Origin of the sequence: Dactylosporangium maewongense, from assembly GCF_039531485.1 — a bacterium.
Taxonomy (GTDB): domain Bacteria; phylum Actinomycetota; class Actinomycetes; order Mycobacteriales; family Micromonosporaceae; genus Dactylosporangium; species Dactylosporangium maewongense.
In genome coordinates this window covers 44,531-59,447 of record NZ_BAAAQD010000043.1, presented here as the reverse complement: position 1 = coordinate 59,447, position 14,917 = coordinate 44,531, and the positions used below count along the sequence as shown (strand labels likewise).

Below are 14,917 nucleotides of genomic sequence, written 5' to 3'. Positions count from 1 at the left end.
CCACAAACTCTGGACCGGCATCACACCACACCCCTGCCGCTCTGAACCCAACGGAACAACGTACTGGTCAGTGTATGAACACCAATCAACTCGCGGTGATCAAGTTGTCACCCGTTCGAGGTTTGCTGTAGCTGCAGTGCACCTGACGGACAGGAGCACTCCAGAAGAATAAACACCGAGTTTGATCTCCTCGTATCTATGCAGACACTCCGCCTAGCCAAGATCGCGTGCACGCTCATCGGCTATGAGCGAGCGTAGGCTCCCTGACGACAACAACTACGCAACGTAGCCGGAGCGGGAACCTATTCGATCGCGCTGGGCCAGATACGACCGTCCCTGTGGACCCAGTCCCGTCCGTCACGGCCAATCACGAGCTAATGGGTCTACACCCCTACCAAGGCGACTATTGCCAGCGCAGCGGAGTACCAGAACGGTCCTTGCGGCAGATGGGTTTTAAGCGTGGCCCGCCGCGCTGCGACGAATCCGACGCCCACCACGGCCGCCGCGAGCATCGCGAGCAATGCCGTGGCGTACAACGACAACCACCCGACCCATGCCGCCGCCCCACCGACGGTCAAGGCGAACCGCACGTCTCCCCAACGGACAGTCGCAGGAGCTGCCAACGAGCCGGCAGCCACCACGGCCGCGGACCCGAGCGCACCGAGCACCAGCCGCAACCACGGCCCCCACACGTCCGTAGATACTGCCTGGCAAAGCAGCACTACACCTTGGCCGCCGACGGCCAAATAGCAAAGCCTGGCCGGCAACCGCTGCACGGCCAGGTCCACGAACATCAACACCGTTCCGACGGCGGCCCACCAACCGAACGCCACCAATGTCAGGTCACGCATCCCCGCCACGACCAGCAGCGCCAACGAAGCGGCGAACACGACTTCAACGGCCCACGGTGGCGGTCCAAGCCGTTGACCGCAGACACCGCATCGCGCCCGAGGCGTGAGCGAGACCACGTCACCGCCCGGACCCAAGCTGGTGGAGCACCGAGGGCACGTCCGCCGCCACGGCCGTCGAGCGGAGACCGAGTGATTTACGATCGCCCACCGCAGCAGTGGCGTGACGAGCGCGGCGCAGCACACGGCGCGCGCCACCACCTCCATGCGACTGCGGTTGCCGGAGGCCGAGGCTGCGGATCCTTCTGGGCTGGCGCTCTTCGTCGGAATAGGTCGCTGGTCATAGGCTGCTGCATCAGGTCGGCGTCGGGCCGTCAATGCGCCGAGTCTGTTCCCGCGTGTTGGCATCTATACCTCCAGCTGCCTGCTCGGCCTTCAGGGGATGCGAGCGACGGCGCCGTAGAGGGCTGCTTCGGACGGTGAGGGTCGGTCGTCGAATCGATCGTCACGCCATTCAGCGATGGGCTGGATGCCCGGGGGCACGAGCTCGAGTCCGTCGAAGAGTGCGGCGAACTCGTCGCGTCCGCGGAACCAAGCGGCGACGCCGCTGCGTGCGTTGGTGTCGTCGGCGCTAGCGGCAATGTCTGCGGGGAGTAGGTCCTTGGTGATGTGGGTGATCGCCAGATAGCTTCCGGAAGCCATCGCTTGGACCAGCTGCTGGACGGCTGGCAAGGGTTCGGGGATGAAGTGCAGGACGGCGACCATCAGCAGCGCGACCGGCTGGGAGAGGTCCAGTGTGCTGCGCAACTGGGGATCATCAAGGATTCGTGCGGGGTCGCGGACGTCAGCGTCGATGTAGGCGGTCGTGCCTGTGCCCGTACCGGTGAGCAGCGCGCGGGCGTGGGTGAGCACGATCGGGTCGTTGTCGACGTAAACGACTCGGGAGGCCGGTGCGATTGCCTGGGCGATCTCGTGCGTGTTCGGGCTCGTCGGGATGCCGGTGCCGATATCGAGGAACTGGCGGATGCCGGCTTCCTGCGCCAGGAACCGGACGACGCGGTGCAGAAACCGGCGGTTCTCCAGAGCGGTGGTCCGGATCGCCGGGTAGATCTGCGCTACTGCGTCTCCGGAGGCGCGGTCGGCTTCGAAGTTGTCCTTGCCGCCGAGCCAGTAATCGTATCGACGGGCCGGGTGGGGTACCGAGGTATCGATCGGTGATGGTGGCGGGGGAGCAGTTCGACCATTGCTGTTCGGTTCGTCGTCCGTCTTCGACTGTCGCAAAGCAGCCTCCGTTGTCACGGTCTCCGAGGTCCGCCGCGGCCGTGACCGCTGCGTCGGAACGTGCGCGTGTCCTGGCCCGATCGGTGTGTGTCGGGTCATCGACTCCACGTGTGTCCCGGTGGACGCGGACGCTATGGGTCGTTGATCTTTCCGAGCTGTCGGCCGGAGCGCATTGACGACTGTACGAACTCGCTCGATACGTTGGGCGCCGGCGGAGGTGATCGTGTAGCGAGGTCGTTCGCGGCTGCTGCCCTCGGCCGTGATGAGGTGAGCTCGGCTGAGGCGCTCCAGACTCCGCGTCAATGCGCTGTCGCCGGGCCGCCGACCGCTCCACGCGGTCAGCTCGGCGCCCAGTTCGCTGTAGCGCAGTGGCGACTGTCGTTGCAGTGCGAACAGCACGCCGACATCCCAGATGTTACGTACCAGTTCTTCGGCGGTCTCGACGTCTCTGAAGTCCATGGGCCCCCCGTTTGCGCCTGCCGTACGTCGTATGCGCGTCCACTATCGTCGATCAGATATTGCCAAAGTACTCAACGTCGGCTATTCGGCTACGGCTCGTCAAGGTCAATTTCTGCTTGCGATTACGGCGGCCTCGCGGCTGTGAGTCAGTGAGGAGCGGGAGGTGATGTGATCACATCCGCGCTGCATGTAACGCTGCGTTGTTCCTTGGATTCTCGTGCTGCTGGACTTTATTGGTCATCATGGCGAATCGCGTTGAAGTTTCCGCTGTTCCATACGTCTCGTTCCGCGCAAAGTGACGCCCCGTGGTCCTGGGTAGGGACGCGGGCGTGAGCACTGTGCGTTACGTGCACGTGCAGCGCGCACCCGGCGCGCGCACGATGCGCGCCGTAACTGGTTGTAGCCGATCAACAACAATATGCGATATGACGGAAGCTGTGGGAGGTAGGGGATGTATGGGCGCTCATCACGGCCGTCGCGACGACGTCGGTCCACCGCACGCGAGAGACGCTGCTCCAAACGAACGGCTGGTCCGTGCAACCCCCGTCGGTGGAAGACGAAGGTGCAGGCATAGGCAAGCCGGCGGGTAGTCCGAAGCCGATCGGCTCCATTGCACATGCATCGAGCGGGCACGATGGCGGAATGGCCCGCCATCGCGACGCAGAACTGCGGTACCCGTACAGCGCGGTTGCAAGCGTACGAGCGTGGTGCCCACCGTCGTGTCTGGGAGGTTGACATGGTTCGCCGTCCGCGCCGTCCGAACGAATTGGTCGCGCTTTCGATGGTGGGACTGTGCACCTTGACTGCGTGTACCAGTAAGGATCCGTCTTCGACGCCTACGTCACCTGCGACGTCCAGTGCGCCGACGCCGACGCCGACCGTTGACCCGAGCGTCGCGCGGGCGGTGCAGTCGGCGATCGGGGCGTACAACGGTTACATCCGGTACTGGGCAATCGCATCGCAAGCGGCGGACCCGAACAACGCCGACCTGGCGCGCTACGTCGCCGACCCGCTGCTGAGCCTGACCCGTCACAACATTCAGCGGTTGCGCGACAACGGTCAGGTCCAGCTCGGCGCTCAGACGGCAACGATCATGAGTACGCAGGCTGATCTCGACGCTGCCCAGCCGTCCGTAACCATCCACGCGTGCCTCGACTACAGCGCCTTGAAGCTGGTCTACAAGTCGAACAGCAGCCCCGTGCCCAACAGCGCCATCAAGACCCCGAAGGTCTCCTCCATCGCAACAGTGTGGCGCTACCAGACCGGCCAGTGGCTGGTCAGCAAGGCTGAAAGCGCGACAGATCCATGCTAGCGGCTCGTATTCGTTCGGCCGTGGGCGTCATCGCGGCTCTCGTGGGAGCGCTGCTTGCAGGTGAAGGTGCAAGCGCCGCGGTGGCAGCGTATCCGGTCCTGTTGGCGCCTCCGGGAGGCAGCGGGGGCTGCGACACGAGCGTCGACCCATGGTGCTGGTCCGACGGTCAGGGGCCGGGCCAGGGTGGCGGGGAGGCCGGCGGTGGCGGGTCCGGGTGTACCTGGAACGGGCAGAAGATGCCATGCACCGACCCGCAATTCGGCACCTACACCGGGGGCGGCTGCTACTGGAAGGCCATGGTTCCGCCGCCGCTGGCTCCGCCGCCCGGCGGCCAGGACCCCGCGACCGGCGCTTGGGGTACCAAGACCTGCTATCAAAGTTCCGGCAGTGACTACGTCACGCAGGTCTACTCCTGGAATCCCAACCCGCCGGACGGCCCGACACCGGCGCAACTGGCGCAGCAGGCGCTGGCGAAGCTGCACCTGCGGGGGGCGCAGATCGGCATCGCTCCCCAGCCCGGTGGCAGCGGTGCTGTGGGCCTGCCGGTGTGGATGTGGACGGCCGTCACGCCGGAAACCTGGGGTCCGCAGTCGGCCAGCGCGAGCGGCGGGACGATCACCGTCACCATCACCGCGAAGGCATCGCGCATCGTCTGGAACATGGGCGACGGCAGCATCCCGACGACCTGCACCAACCCGGGCACACCGTACTCCGCGCATTACGGCAACACCGACTCGCCAACGTGTGGATACCGCTATACCGAGCCGTCGAGCACGACGACGCATCCGCACGCCAAGTACCAGATCAGTGCCACGACGTACTGGACGGTCACGTGGACCGGTGGCGGGCAGACCGGCGTGCTCAACCCGACAAGCCAGGCGCAGAGCAGCATCGAGATCGGCGAGATTGTGGCGGTACGCGAATGATGACCATCAACCGCAGCACTGTCGACGTGGCGAGCGCAGCACCGGCGGCTGGGACGGCATCGCTGGCACGTCTGCCTCGACGACGCAGTCTGGGCATGTGGGCGCTCGGCGTTGTCCTGGTGGTCCTCGGCTCCGTCGGAGCGTACGTGCTCGTCGTCCAGGGCGGCATGACCCATCCGTACCTGGCCGTGAGCCACAATGTGCCGTACGGCGCGGCCATCCACGACAGCGATCTCACCGTGATCAACGTCAATGCGGCCGTCGGTCTGAACCCTATTCCTGCGGCGCACCGTGCTGAGGTGGTCGGGCAGCACGCGGCGGTGGACCTGTATCCGGGCACGCTGCTGATCCGGGACCAGCTCACGAAGACGGCGATTCCGGCGCCCGGCCAACAGTTGGTTGGCATCGAGCTAAAACCCGGTCACCTGCCTGCACGGGCGCTGAAGCCGGGCGACGCGGTCGTGTTGGTGGTTGTCCCACCGACAGGGCTGGCCGGCGTACCAGACCCGCAAAGCACGGCGGCGGCGCAACCGTCCAGCATCCCCGCTACCGTGGCAGGGACCACAGCGCCGGCAACCAACGGCAACGTGCGGGTGGACGTGGCAGTGTCAACGACCGACGGATCCCTAGTGGCGGCGATGGCCGCGGCCGGCCGCATCGTGCTCGTCGTGACCACGAGGAACTGACGATGGCGCTCATCGCGGTGTGTTCAGCGAAAGGTTCGCCCGGCGCGACCACGACCGCGCTCGCGTTCACATTGAGCTGGCAACAACGTGTCCTGCTGGCCGAGTGCGACCCGGCCGGAGGTGACCTCGCGGCGGGGTTCCTGCGTGAGGTGGACCTCGACAGCCGGGGGCTGGATCGGCTGACCTCGACGCTGGCCAGGCAGCCGTTGACCGACGTCATGCTGTGGAACGAGCTGGTCGACCTGGCACCCGACGGGAACTCGGCCAGGACCAAGCTGCTGTTGCCCGGCTTGGCCGACCCGGCGCAGGCCGCGACCTGGGCCGAGCCGCAACGGCATGGCCAAGCAGCTGGCTGGGACCAACTCGCGGCGCGGTTGCCGCTGATCCGCGACGGCGCGGAGGAGTACGACATCATCGCCGACTGCGGTCGACTCGCGGCGGCCCACCCGGCGACCCCGCTCATCACGCGGGCCGATCTCGTCCTGTTGGTGCTGCACCCCACGCTCATCAGCGCCCGCGCAGCCTCCACGGCGCTCCAGCATCTGCTCCAGCCGGGCCGCCCACCAGTCGCCCTGATCACCGTTGGCGACGGTGACTACGGCACCAAGGAACTGGCATTGGAGCTGCGCACGCCGGTCGCCGCGGCGCTGCCCGACGATTCCAGAAGCGCCGAGGCCCTGAACCAGGGCAGAGCACCCCGCTATGGCCGGCTGCTTCGCGCGGCTGCCCAGGCCGAGTCCGCAGTCCGGCGGATGTACAACGAAGACAGCACTCGCTCCACCAAACCATCGGTGTTCGGCCGTCGCCGCGTCAGCGAGGAGGCCAGCGTTGTCCACTAACGCACGCCCCGGCTCCGGCAGCAGCAACGGCCACCACCCCGACCCGTCCGTGCTGGGCGCCGCCATCCGCGCCCAGATCAACAGCCGCTTCACCACACCGCCACCGCCACCGGCGCCACTCGAGGAACCGACGCTGCCACCACGCTCCATCGCGCCACTCGACGACCTCGTCGTCCGCGCTCTGCACGAACAGGCAGCGCAGCTGCTGGCGGCGGAGTTCCGCAGCAACACCGAGCAGAGCCCGGAGGACCGGCGCGCGGTCGGCGAAGACATCTCAGCACAGGTCGTGCGCGCCTACATCGACGCTCGCCGGCAGACCGGCGAGCGGATCACCGACGAGTACGAGCAGCGGCTCCTCGACACCGTCCTGGCCTACCTGTTCGGGTTGGGCCGTTTGCAAGCAGCCACCGACGATCCCGAGGTCGAGAACGTCATGGTGCTCGGCCATGACCGGGTGCGGATCGAGTACGCCGACGGGCGGGTCGAGACCGGCCCGCCTGCGGCCAGCAACGATCATGAGCTGCTGCAGATGATTCAGCGCATCGCGTCGGTTGGCCAGCGGAACGAGCGTGCCCTGACGGCGGCGAAGCCGACCCTGCACATGCGGCTGCCGAATGGTAACCGGCTCGCGGCGATGCACGTCGTGACGGCGGCACCGGTCATCGTGACCCGGCGGCACAGGACGAAGAAGGTCAACCTCGACGAGATGGTCGATCTGGTGGCCATCGACCCGGTGTTGCGGCAGTTCATGGCCGCGATCGTCCGCGCCAACCTCAACGTCATCATCGCCGGGCCGCCCGGTTCGGGAAAGACGACCTTGATGCGGGCCATGGCGACGCAGATCCCGCGCACCGAGTGGTTCGCCACGATGGAGTCCGAGCTCGAACTCGGCTTGCACGAGACTGGCGAGTTCGACTGGGTGGTGGCGGTCGAAGCGCGTGAAGGTCACGGCGACCTCGGGCCGGACGGGCGCCCGGCTGGTGAGGTTTCGCTGGCGCGGCTGTTCCCGGACATGCTGCGGCTGTCGATGCGGCGAGTCCTGGTCGGTGAAGTCCGCGCGGACGAGATCGTGCCGATGTTCGACGCGATGAACACCATGCGGGGCTCCATGTGCACGCTGCACGTCCGTCACGCCGACGGTGTGCTGCTGCGCCTGGCCGAGCTGCTGATGCGCTACGGCGCCGCCGACTCCCTGACTGGCGCCTGGCTCACGGTGGTCAACGCGTTGGACTACATCATCTACTGCGACGTCATCGATGAACGACCGCTCGGCGGACAACAGCACCGATTCGTCAGCCACGTCATCGAAGTCATCGGCATGGGTGACGGCGCGAAACCCACCACCCAGGCCATCTTTGGCCCAGGACCCGACGGGCGGGCACGACCCAAGGTCCACCCGCAGCGCACTCGCGCTGACCTGCTACGCACCGGCTTCGACCTCGCTTGGCTCAACCAGACCGACGGCATGTGGACACAGCCGCTGCGCACCATCACCGGCGGTGGCATATGAGCCCCGGAGCTCTCGCAGCGTTGTCGACGGCACTGCTGCTCGCCGGCATGGTCGTGATCGTCGTCGCGGCGGTAGGAACGCACCAACCTGCCCGGCGTCCTTCCGCAACGGTCGGCAGACTCAAGGCCGTGCTCGGGTTCGGGCTCACTCCCCGAGAGCGGAACTCCCGACAACTCCTGATCGGGCTGGCAATCGGCGCGACCGTCGCGGTCTGGCTCTACACGGGGTGGCCGGTTGGCGGGTTGACTGCTGGAGCCGCTGTGTGGCTTACCCCGCTGCTGTACAGCGTCGGCGCCCGGGAACGGGAAATGATCGAAGCGCTGGAAGGACTGGAGATCTGGACCCGTCGGCTGAAGAATCTCGTCCACACTGGACACGGCCTGATCTCGGGGATCATCAACAGTGCTCGGACCGCCCCCGAGCCGATCGCCGCCCAGGTCGCCGAACTCGCCGCTGACCTGCAAGCCGGCACCGACCCCGAACGCGCGCTGGAACGGTTCGCCGACAGGCTGGACGACTTCCGGGCCGACGAGGTGATCACTTCGCTGATGTTGCACGTCAGCGACCGCGGTCAGCGCCTGTCCGACGTGCTCGAATCGATCGCCACCGCAGCTGCCGACGAGGTCGCGATGCGTCGAGACATCGCTGCAGACCGGGCCGAACCTCGGTTCGTAGCGAGGTTCATGACCACGCTTACGTTTCCTCGTCCTGGCCGTGCTGTTCCTCAGTGCCGCCTACGCGAAGCCGTACGGGATGCTCGTCGGGCAGCTCGTGCTGGCCGCCAACATGCTGGTCCTCGCCGGGCTGCTCGCCTGGGTGCGGGTGCTGACCCGGCCGACTCGACACGGTCGTTTCCTGGTCCCGGCCGCGCAACGTCCCAATCCGGCACCTCCGTACAAGCCAACTCCGTCAGTTCGGCTGGAACGGACGGCCGCACGATGAACATCCGAGTCCTCCATGCACTGCTGGCCGGGGCCTTGGTCGGTCTTGGCATCCTGGTCATCGTCCGGGCAACTCGACCCGCTGCGCCTGCCCTCGGGCCGGCGTTGCGGCAGCTGCGCGCACCCAGCGCCGACGACCGCGGACCCACGATCCACGCTCCGGGGCCACTGGGCGTGCTGGTCAACCGGCTACGCATCCCCACGGCCGAGCTTGCCTTGATTGGGTACAGCCCTGAGCGGTACCTCACCGAAAAGCTGGTGTATCCGTTCATCGGCCTGCTGTTCCCGCCGATGCTCTCGCTGATTCTTGCGCTGTCCGGCGTACACCTGGGATTTGTCATCCCCGCCGCCGTCGGTCTGCTGTTCGCCGTGGTGTTCTTCGTCCTGGTCGACGTCTCCGTCCGCCAGAAGGCGGCGGAGGCCCGCGAGGAGTTCAGCCGGCACGTCGCGGTCTACCTCGACCTCGTCGCCCTGGAATTGGCCGCCTCACGCGGGCCGTCGGAAGCCCTCGAAGCCGCAGCTGCCCACGGCGGCTGGGTCTGCGAGCGCATCCGCGAGTCTCTGCGCGTGTCCCGCCTCCGGCTCGAACCACCGTGGGAAGGGCTCAAGGACGTCGCCGCCCAGATCGGTGTGCCCGACCTTGGCGAGGTAGGCGACATCATGACCCTGGCCGGTGATGAGGGTGCGCAGGTCTACGACACCCTGCGCAGCCGCGCGAAGTCCCTCAACGCTGCCCTGCTGGCGAAGGACAAGGCACGCGCGAAGACCGCCACCACGGTGCTGTACATGCCCACCAGCCTGATGGTCCTCGTCCTGTTCGTCGCCGGCGCATACCCGTTCCTGTACCGGCTCGTCACGACCTGAATAGCTCCGCCGTCACGCGACGGGGGGAGAGGGGAGAACGATGATGCGGATCGCACCAACAACTCTCATGCTGCGTCGCCGCTGGCGCGCCGCACGCGCCGATGACCGGGGCGCGACCTCGATCGAATGGGCCATGTTCGCGCTGCTGGCCTTGCTCATAGCCGGACTCGTGGTCGGCGCCATCACCCTGGCAATCAACAACCGGCTCCCCGGAATCCAGTAGATGAAGTCGGCAAACCCAACAGCGGCTGTCGCTGCGCAAGCACTCCGCCGGGAGAAACCGCGTCTCCGGCGGGGCCGCCGCGACGACCGCGGCTCAGGTTCCATCGAGTTCGTGATCACCGCCACGGCGGTGCTCGCCATCGTCTTCCTGGCCATCCAGGCCGCCAACTACTTCTACGCGCGGTCCATTGCCATGGCCGCCGCTCAAGAAGCCGTGAACGCGCAACGGGCCTACAACGCCGCCCCCGGCGTTGGACAGGCCAAAGCGTTGGAGTTCATCGCCTCGACCGGCGACAGCCTGTCAGACGTGACGATCACGGTCACCAGCGACGGCCGCAGCGTGCAGGCGACCGTTGACGGACGCTGCCTGTCGATCGTGCCCGGCTTCTGCGCCGTTGTCGGCGTCCATGCGACCGTCCACGGCACCGTCGAGCGGGTGACCAGTCCATGACCGCACGACGCAACCAGCAGCCGCTCGGCGGCGACGGAGGCTCCGCAGCGATCGAGGCGGCGATACTGGCACCGGCCCTCCTCATGCTCGTCGGTCTGGCCATCGCAGGCGGGCGCATCCAAGTGGCCGGCGGTGCGATCGAGGGTGCAGCGCACGACGCTGCCCGTGCCGCGTCGATCGCCCGGACCGAAGGTCAGGCCCGCGCCGACGCGTACAGCGCGGCCAGCGCCACCCTCGACCAGCAGGGACTGCACTGCTCACAGCTCACCGTCGTCGTCGACACCAGCGGCTTTGCCGTACCAGTCGGTCAGCCGGCCACCGTCGCCGCTTCCATCACCTGCGTCGTCGTCTTCAGCGACATCGTCGTCGACGGTCTCCCCGGCTCGAAAACGATCAACGCGACGTTCGTCAGTACCCTCGACACCTTCCGGACCCGCACATGATCACGCGTCCGCGGCCAGGCAACTGCCGGCGAAACGACGAAGGCCGCATCGCCCTGTTGGCACTCGTGCTTGCCTTCGCCGTTCTCATGATGATCGGGCTCTCCGTTGACGGCGGCGGCAAGATCCGGGCGATGCAGCGGGCCGACAACATCGCCAGCGAAGCGGCCCGCGCCGCCGGGCAGGCGATCCTGGCACCGCAAGCCATCCAAGGCGGCGACAAAGTCATCGACCCGGCCGCGGCAGTGGCCGCCGCGCAGACCTATCTCGCCGCCGCTGGAGTCACAGGCGTCGTCGACGTCGGCCCGGACCGCAAACACGTCGCCGTCACCGTCACGATCACCTACACCACCCTGTTCCTCGGCCTGATCGGCATCAACACGCTCACCGCGACCGGGCACGCCACGGTCGTGCTGGTCGCCACCTAACAGCACCCGAGAATGCCGAGCCCAGGACAGGAGCAGACCGTGCCAGGCAACATCACCCGGAAGCGACGGCGGGGGCACCGCGACCGTCGCATCGTGGCCGGCCTTGCTGCGCTGACGGCTCTCGCCGGCTTCATCGTCGTCGTACCGCTGGCGCTGCTGGCCGCATGGCGCTTCCTCGGGCCGCCGCTGCCGTCCGTCCACGACCTCACTGCCCCCGACGACGGCACCGTGTTCGTCCGCACGTTGTGCCTCGTCGGATGGCTCGGCTGGGCACTGTTCACCTGGTCGGTGTTCGCCGAAGTCATGGCCCAATGGCGCGGCTGGCAGATTCCCCTCTGGAGCTGGCAACGCCGCACCGCCGCCAGCCTTGTCACCGCCGTCACGATGATGTTCAACTCCCCGGCACTGGCCGCGACCGCAGCCCCCATCGCGACACCGCCCGCGGTCGTCTCAGTCCCCCCGGCCGCCACAGACAACGGCGTCGTCGACAGCACCACCATCACCGGCAATCTGGAAACGGCGAGCCGGTACGTCGACCATGTGGTCCAGCCAGGCGAGCAGATGCCGACCCTCGCCGAGCGCTATCTCGGCGACCGGTACCAGTGGCGGAGCATCGCTGAGGCCACCTACGGCGTCCCGCAACCCGGTGGACAGGTCCTCAAGCCGGGCGACACTCGCATCTATCCAGGATGGACCGTCCGAATCCCCACCCGCACTGCGGCTCCGGTCGCGATGGTGCCGGTCGCATTGAGCACGTCGACGACGCCAAGCGCCCTGCCGGTGTACGAAGTACGCCAAGGCGACTGGCTCTGGTACATCGCTGAGCGCTTCCTGGGCGACCCGGACCGCTACACCGAGATCGCGGCACTCAATTCCGACCTCATCATCGACACCTCCGGCGTCCGGGGCCCGGACCACATCGAGCGCGGCTGGCGACTCAACCTCCCGGCGGATGCCCATGACCGTGGTCCCATCGCCCACGCCACCGGCACCCTGACGGCTTCGCAGCCCGCCCCACCGGCAACCCAACCCGGCGATCCCGGCACCGCCTCGGGCGGCTCCGGGTCCGATCCGTCGACCACGATCTCGCCGCCGGCCACCGCTCCCAGCACCACGGCGATCCCGTCGGCCAGCGCTACAGCTGCACCGAGCGCGTCGGCGAGCGCGAGCGCGGGTCCAGCGACGAGTCCAAGGCCGAGCACCGCCACCACGACCGCGGAACCAGGACAGGCCCCAGCGGGCACCGGCCAACCCACTGTATCCACACCAACCGGCGACGCCGCGGCACCAGAACAGACCGACGATGCCGGACTGTTCGACACCGTCCTGCGCGTCGGTGCGCCACTCGTCGGCGCTGCCCTGCTGGCCACCCTCACATTGCGTACGCTCGGCCGCCGCCGGCACCGTCAGCAGCAACACCGTCCTGTCGGACGCCGCCTGCCTGAACCGGTCAGCCCCACAACGGAGACACACATGCGCGTCGTAGCCGAGCCGGCCGCGGTGGACCGCCTGGATCACGCGCTGCGCGCCCTGGCAGCGCAGCTCGCCGGCCGCGCCACCGACCAGATGCCCGACATCGTCGGCGCCTGGCTCCACGGCACCACCGTGAACCTGCTCCTCACCAGCCCGAACGCGGACGCACCGCACCCATGGACCAGCGAGGGCCTGTCCTGGACACTTCCCGGTGACGCGCCCCTGCCGGGCTGCGACGGCCAGCTCGCACCGCTGCCGGTCCTCGCCGCGGTCGGCTCCCGCCCAGGCATGCACCTGCTGCTGGACCTCGAACGCCTCGGGCTCCTGACCATCACCGGTGATCCTGCCGCCAGCGGCAACCTGCTGCGATACCTCGCCGCCGAACTCGCCCTCAACAGCTGGAGCGACCACGTCGACATCCACATCGCCGGGTTTGACGGCGAGGAAACCGGCGAGCTGTTGGCACTGAGCAGCGACCGCCTGACTGCCGCGCCCAGCATCTCAGCCGCCATCGAACGCATCCGGCGCCGCGCTGGACAAGTCGTACAGTCACTCGACCACCTCGACGCCGGCGACCCGATGGCCGGACGCATCGCCGACGTCGCCGCTGACGCCTGGATGCCGCAAGTCCTCCTGGTCAAGAACCCGGCCGCGGACGACATCACTGCGCTGGAGACACTCGGCAACGACCTGTCGGCCATCGGCCGGTGCGCCGTCGCGGTTGCCGTCGTCAGCAGCGCCGCTATCGGACGCTGGCCGGTCGCAGTTGCCGCCGACGGTGCGCTGACCATCGCGTTCCTCGGTATGGACGGCGAGGATGGCGTCAGCGCCGCCCAGCTGCCGCGGACCGAACTGAGCCCGCTTGCAGACCTGCTCACCACCGCCCGCCGTGGCATCCCCAGGCCCGGCCAGAGCGACGCTGCTGAGGAGTGGCCGCCGGTACCTCCGGCCCCCGAGACCGAACCGTGGGCACGCGGCACCGACGCCACCGGGGGACTGATCGACCTCGACAACGGCACGGAACACGAACAGGATGACGAATCAGATCCTGCAGACGACGACGCCCCCGAGCCGGACGACGTCCCGGCCACTGACGACGAAGACCTTCAGCCTGAAGCACACGCCACTTCCGACCCCGACACCACCAGTGGCAGCTCAGCGGCGCCCTCGAGTGACAAACCAGTCGGTGTACCAGCCGTGGTCGCGCTCGTCGGACCGCCGCCAAACCGTAAACGAATCAGCGGGCCCGTTCGGGGCCACCGCCACCAGGATCCCACCCTTGACGCGGACCTGCGCGCCTGGACCGACGCCGATCCCACCCGGCCTCGCATCGCCATCCTCGGCCCAGTCACCGTCGAAGCCCCGGGACAACTTCCCGATGAACGCCTGCGGTTCTACGCCGAGATCATCACGTACCTCGCAGTCCGAGGACAGCGCGGCGTCACCACCGACCAATTCGACGATGCGATCTGGCCCGATCAACAGGTCAAGGCCAACACCCGCCGTGTCGCCGTCGCGCGAGCACGCCGCTGGCTCGGTGAAACACCCGACGGTGAACCTTGGCTGCCCGACGCAACCGCCGACCGACGGTACCGACTCCGCGACGGCTACCTCCTTGACTGGACGCTCTTCCGGCGGCTCCGTAGCCGTAGCGAGAGCCGCGGCCCCGCCGGCGTCGGCGACCTGCGCAACGCCCTTGCCCTCGTCCGAGGTGAGCCCTTGGCCGGGGCCGACATTGCCTACTCCTCAGTCGCCCGCAACCCGTTCGTGTGGCTACCGACCTCCGAAATCCAGCCCCACCACCTCACCGCCGCCATTGTGGACACCTCCCACCGCCTCGTCGAACTGAGCCTCGCCGGCGGAGACATCCCAGGTGCTCGATGGGCCGTCGAACAGGCCTGGCTCGCCGACCTCCAGCGAGCCAACGACATCATGTGGCGAGACCTCATCCGCGTCGCCGCAGCTGAAGGCAACTCCGCGGAACTCGACCACCTGCTTGAAGAACTTATGACCGCCCGCGATGCGGAGATCCCCGAAGACCTCGACAAGGAGACCTATCGCCTGCTGTGCGACGTCATGCCCGAACGCATGCGCGCAGGTGTGCGGTAGTCAACATGCTGCCCCTTCGGCGTAGCAGTCGCTGCGGTCACCTTTCGATCGAGGCGTTTGCGCACGCTCGTCGGGCTGGTGGGCGCAACCGGCTCGCGTGCTCCCGGCGATCAGGAGTCAGCCGAAGC

Annotated in this window: 13 protein-coding genes; 11 read left to right on the top strand and 2 right to left on the bottom strand. The window is 67.6% G+C overall.

Annotation, left to right across the window (positions count from 1 at the left end):
* Positions 1 to 383: 383 nt before the first annotated feature.
* Positions 384 to 890, bottom strand: a complete 507-nt coding sequence (locus ABD332_RS54475; protein WP_344514072.1) for an A24 family peptidase — start codon at positions 888 to 890, stop codon at positions 384 to 386.
* Positions 891 to 1,283: 393 nt separating this feature from the next.
* Positions 1,284 to 2,588: an SAM-dependent methyltransferase gene (locus ABD332_RS54470; RefSeq protein ID WP_344514071.1), complete on the bottom strand. Its 1,305-nt coding sequence runs from the start codon at positions 2,586 to 2,588 to the stop codon at positions 1,284 to 1,286.
* Positions 2,589 to 3,324: 736 nt separating this feature from the next.
* On the opposite strand from ABD332_RS54470, the gene ABD332_RS54465 reads away from it, so the two are divergent.
* The 11 genes from ABD332_RS54465 (at position 3,325) to ABD332_RS54415 (ending at position 14,789) form a co-directional block, all read left to right on the top strand.
* Complete coding sequence (locus ABD332_RS54465) at positions 3,325 to 3,900, top strand: hypothetical protein (protein WP_344514069.1); 576 nt, start codon at positions 3,325 to 3,327, stop codon at positions 3,898 to 3,900.
* Positions 3,901 to 4,136: 236 nt separating this feature from the next.
* Positions 4,137 to 4,826 (top strand): hypothetical protein, encoded by a 690-nt coding sequence (locus ABD332_RS54460; protein WP_344514067.1) that lies wholly within the window; start codon positions 4,137 to 4,139, stop codon positions 4,824 to 4,826.
* The gene (locus ABD332_RS54455; protein WP_344514065.1) at positions 4,823 to 5,512 is read left to right on the top strand and encodes an SAF domain-containing protein; all 690 of its coding nucleotides are present in this window, start codon (positions 4,823 to 4,825) and stop codon (positions 5,510 to 5,512) included. The genes ABD332_RS54460 and ABD332_RS54455 overlap by 4 nt, the downstream gene beginning before the upstream one ends.
* A 2-nt stretch (positions 5,513 to 5,514) precedes the next feature.
* Entirely contained in the window at positions 5,515 to 6,351 is an 837-nt protein-coding gene (locus ABD332_RS54450) for a CpaE/TadZ family protein (RefSeq protein WP_344514063.1), read from the top strand.
* 49 nt (positions 6,352 to 6,400) lie between these two features.
* On the top strand, positions 6,401 to 7,861 hold the full coding sequence (locus tag ABD332_RS54445) for a TadA family conjugal transfer-associated ATPase (protein ID WP_344514061.1): 1,461 nt from the start codon (positions 6,401 to 6,403) through the stop codon (positions 7,859 to 7,861).
* Positions 7,862 to 7,881: 20 nt separating this feature from the next.
* Entirely contained in the window at positions 7,882 to 9,666 is a 1,785-nt protein-coding gene (locus ABD332_RS54440) for a type II secretion system F family protein (RefSeq protein ID WP_344514059.1), read from the top strand.
* Positions 9,667 to 9,706: 40 nt separating this feature from the next.
* Positions 9,707 to 9,889: a hypothetical protein gene (locus tag ABD332_RS54435; protein ID WP_344514057.1), complete on the top strand. Its 183-nt coding sequence runs from the start codon at positions 9,707 to 9,709 to the stop codon at positions 9,887 to 9,889.
* Positions 9,890 to 10,339, top strand: a complete 450-nt coding sequence (locus ABD332_RS54430) for a TadE family protein (protein WP_344514055.1) — start codon at positions 9,890 to 9,892, stop codon at positions 10,337 to 10,339.
* Positions 10,336 to 10,782: a TadE/TadG family type IV pilus assembly protein gene (locus ABD332_RS54425; RefSeq protein ID WP_344514053.1), complete on the top strand. Its 447-nt coding sequence runs from the start codon at positions 10,336 to 10,338 to the stop codon at positions 10,780 to 10,782. The genes ABD332_RS54430 and ABD332_RS54425 overlap by 4 nt, the downstream gene beginning before the upstream one ends.
* Positions 10,779 to 11,207, top strand: a complete 429-nt coding sequence (locus ABD332_RS54420; RefSeq protein ID WP_344514051.1) for a pilus assembly protein TadG-related protein — start codon at positions 10,779 to 10,781, stop codon at positions 11,205 to 11,207. The genes ABD332_RS54425 and ABD332_RS54420 overlap by 4 nt, the downstream gene beginning before the upstream one ends.
* Positions 11,208 to 11,246: 39 nt before the next feature.
* Complete coding sequence (locus tag ABD332_RS54415; RefSeq protein ID WP_344514049.1) at positions 11,247 to 14,789, top strand: LysM peptidoglycan-binding domain-containing protein; 3,543 nt, start codon at positions 11,247 to 11,249, stop codon at positions 14,787 to 14,789.
* Positions 14,790 to 14,917: the final 128 nt, after the last annotated feature.

Coding starts and splice junctions, on each gene's coding strand:
- ABD332_RS54455 (WP_344514065.1), top strand. CDS start 4,823: ATGATGACCATCAACCGCAGCACTGTCGACGTGGCGAGCGCAGCACCG.
- ABD332_RS54460 (WP_344514067.1), top strand. CDS start 4,137: ATGCCATGCACCGACCCGCAATTCGGCACCTACACCGGGGGCGGCTGC.
- ABD332_RS54420 (WP_344514051.1), top strand. CDS start 10,779: ATGATCACGCGTCCGCGGCCAGGCAACTGCCGGCGAAACGACGAAGGC.
- ABD332_RS54470 (WP_344514071.1), bottom strand. CDS start 2,588: ATGGACTTCAGAGACGTCGAGACCGCCGAAGAACTGGTACGTAACATC.
- ABD332_RS54425 (WP_344514053.1), top strand. CDS start 10,336: ATGACCGCACGACGCAACCAGCAGCCGCTCGGCGGCGACGGAGGCTCC.
- ABD332_RS54430 (WP_344514055.1), top strand. CDS start 9,890: ATGAAGTCGGCAAACCCAACAGCGGCTGTCGCTGCGCAAGCACTCCGC.
- ABD332_RS54450 (WP_344514063.1), top strand. CDS start 5,515: ATGGCGCTCATCGCGGTGTGTTCAGCGAAAGGTTCGCCCGGCGCGACC.
- ABD332_RS54435 (WP_344514057.1), top strand. CDS start 9,707: ATGATGCGGATCGCACCAACAACTCTCATGCTGCGTCGCCGCTGGCGC.
- ABD332_RS54465 (WP_344514069.1), top strand. CDS start 3,325: ATGGTTCGCCGTCCGCGCCGTCCGAACGAATTGGTCGCGCTTTCGATG.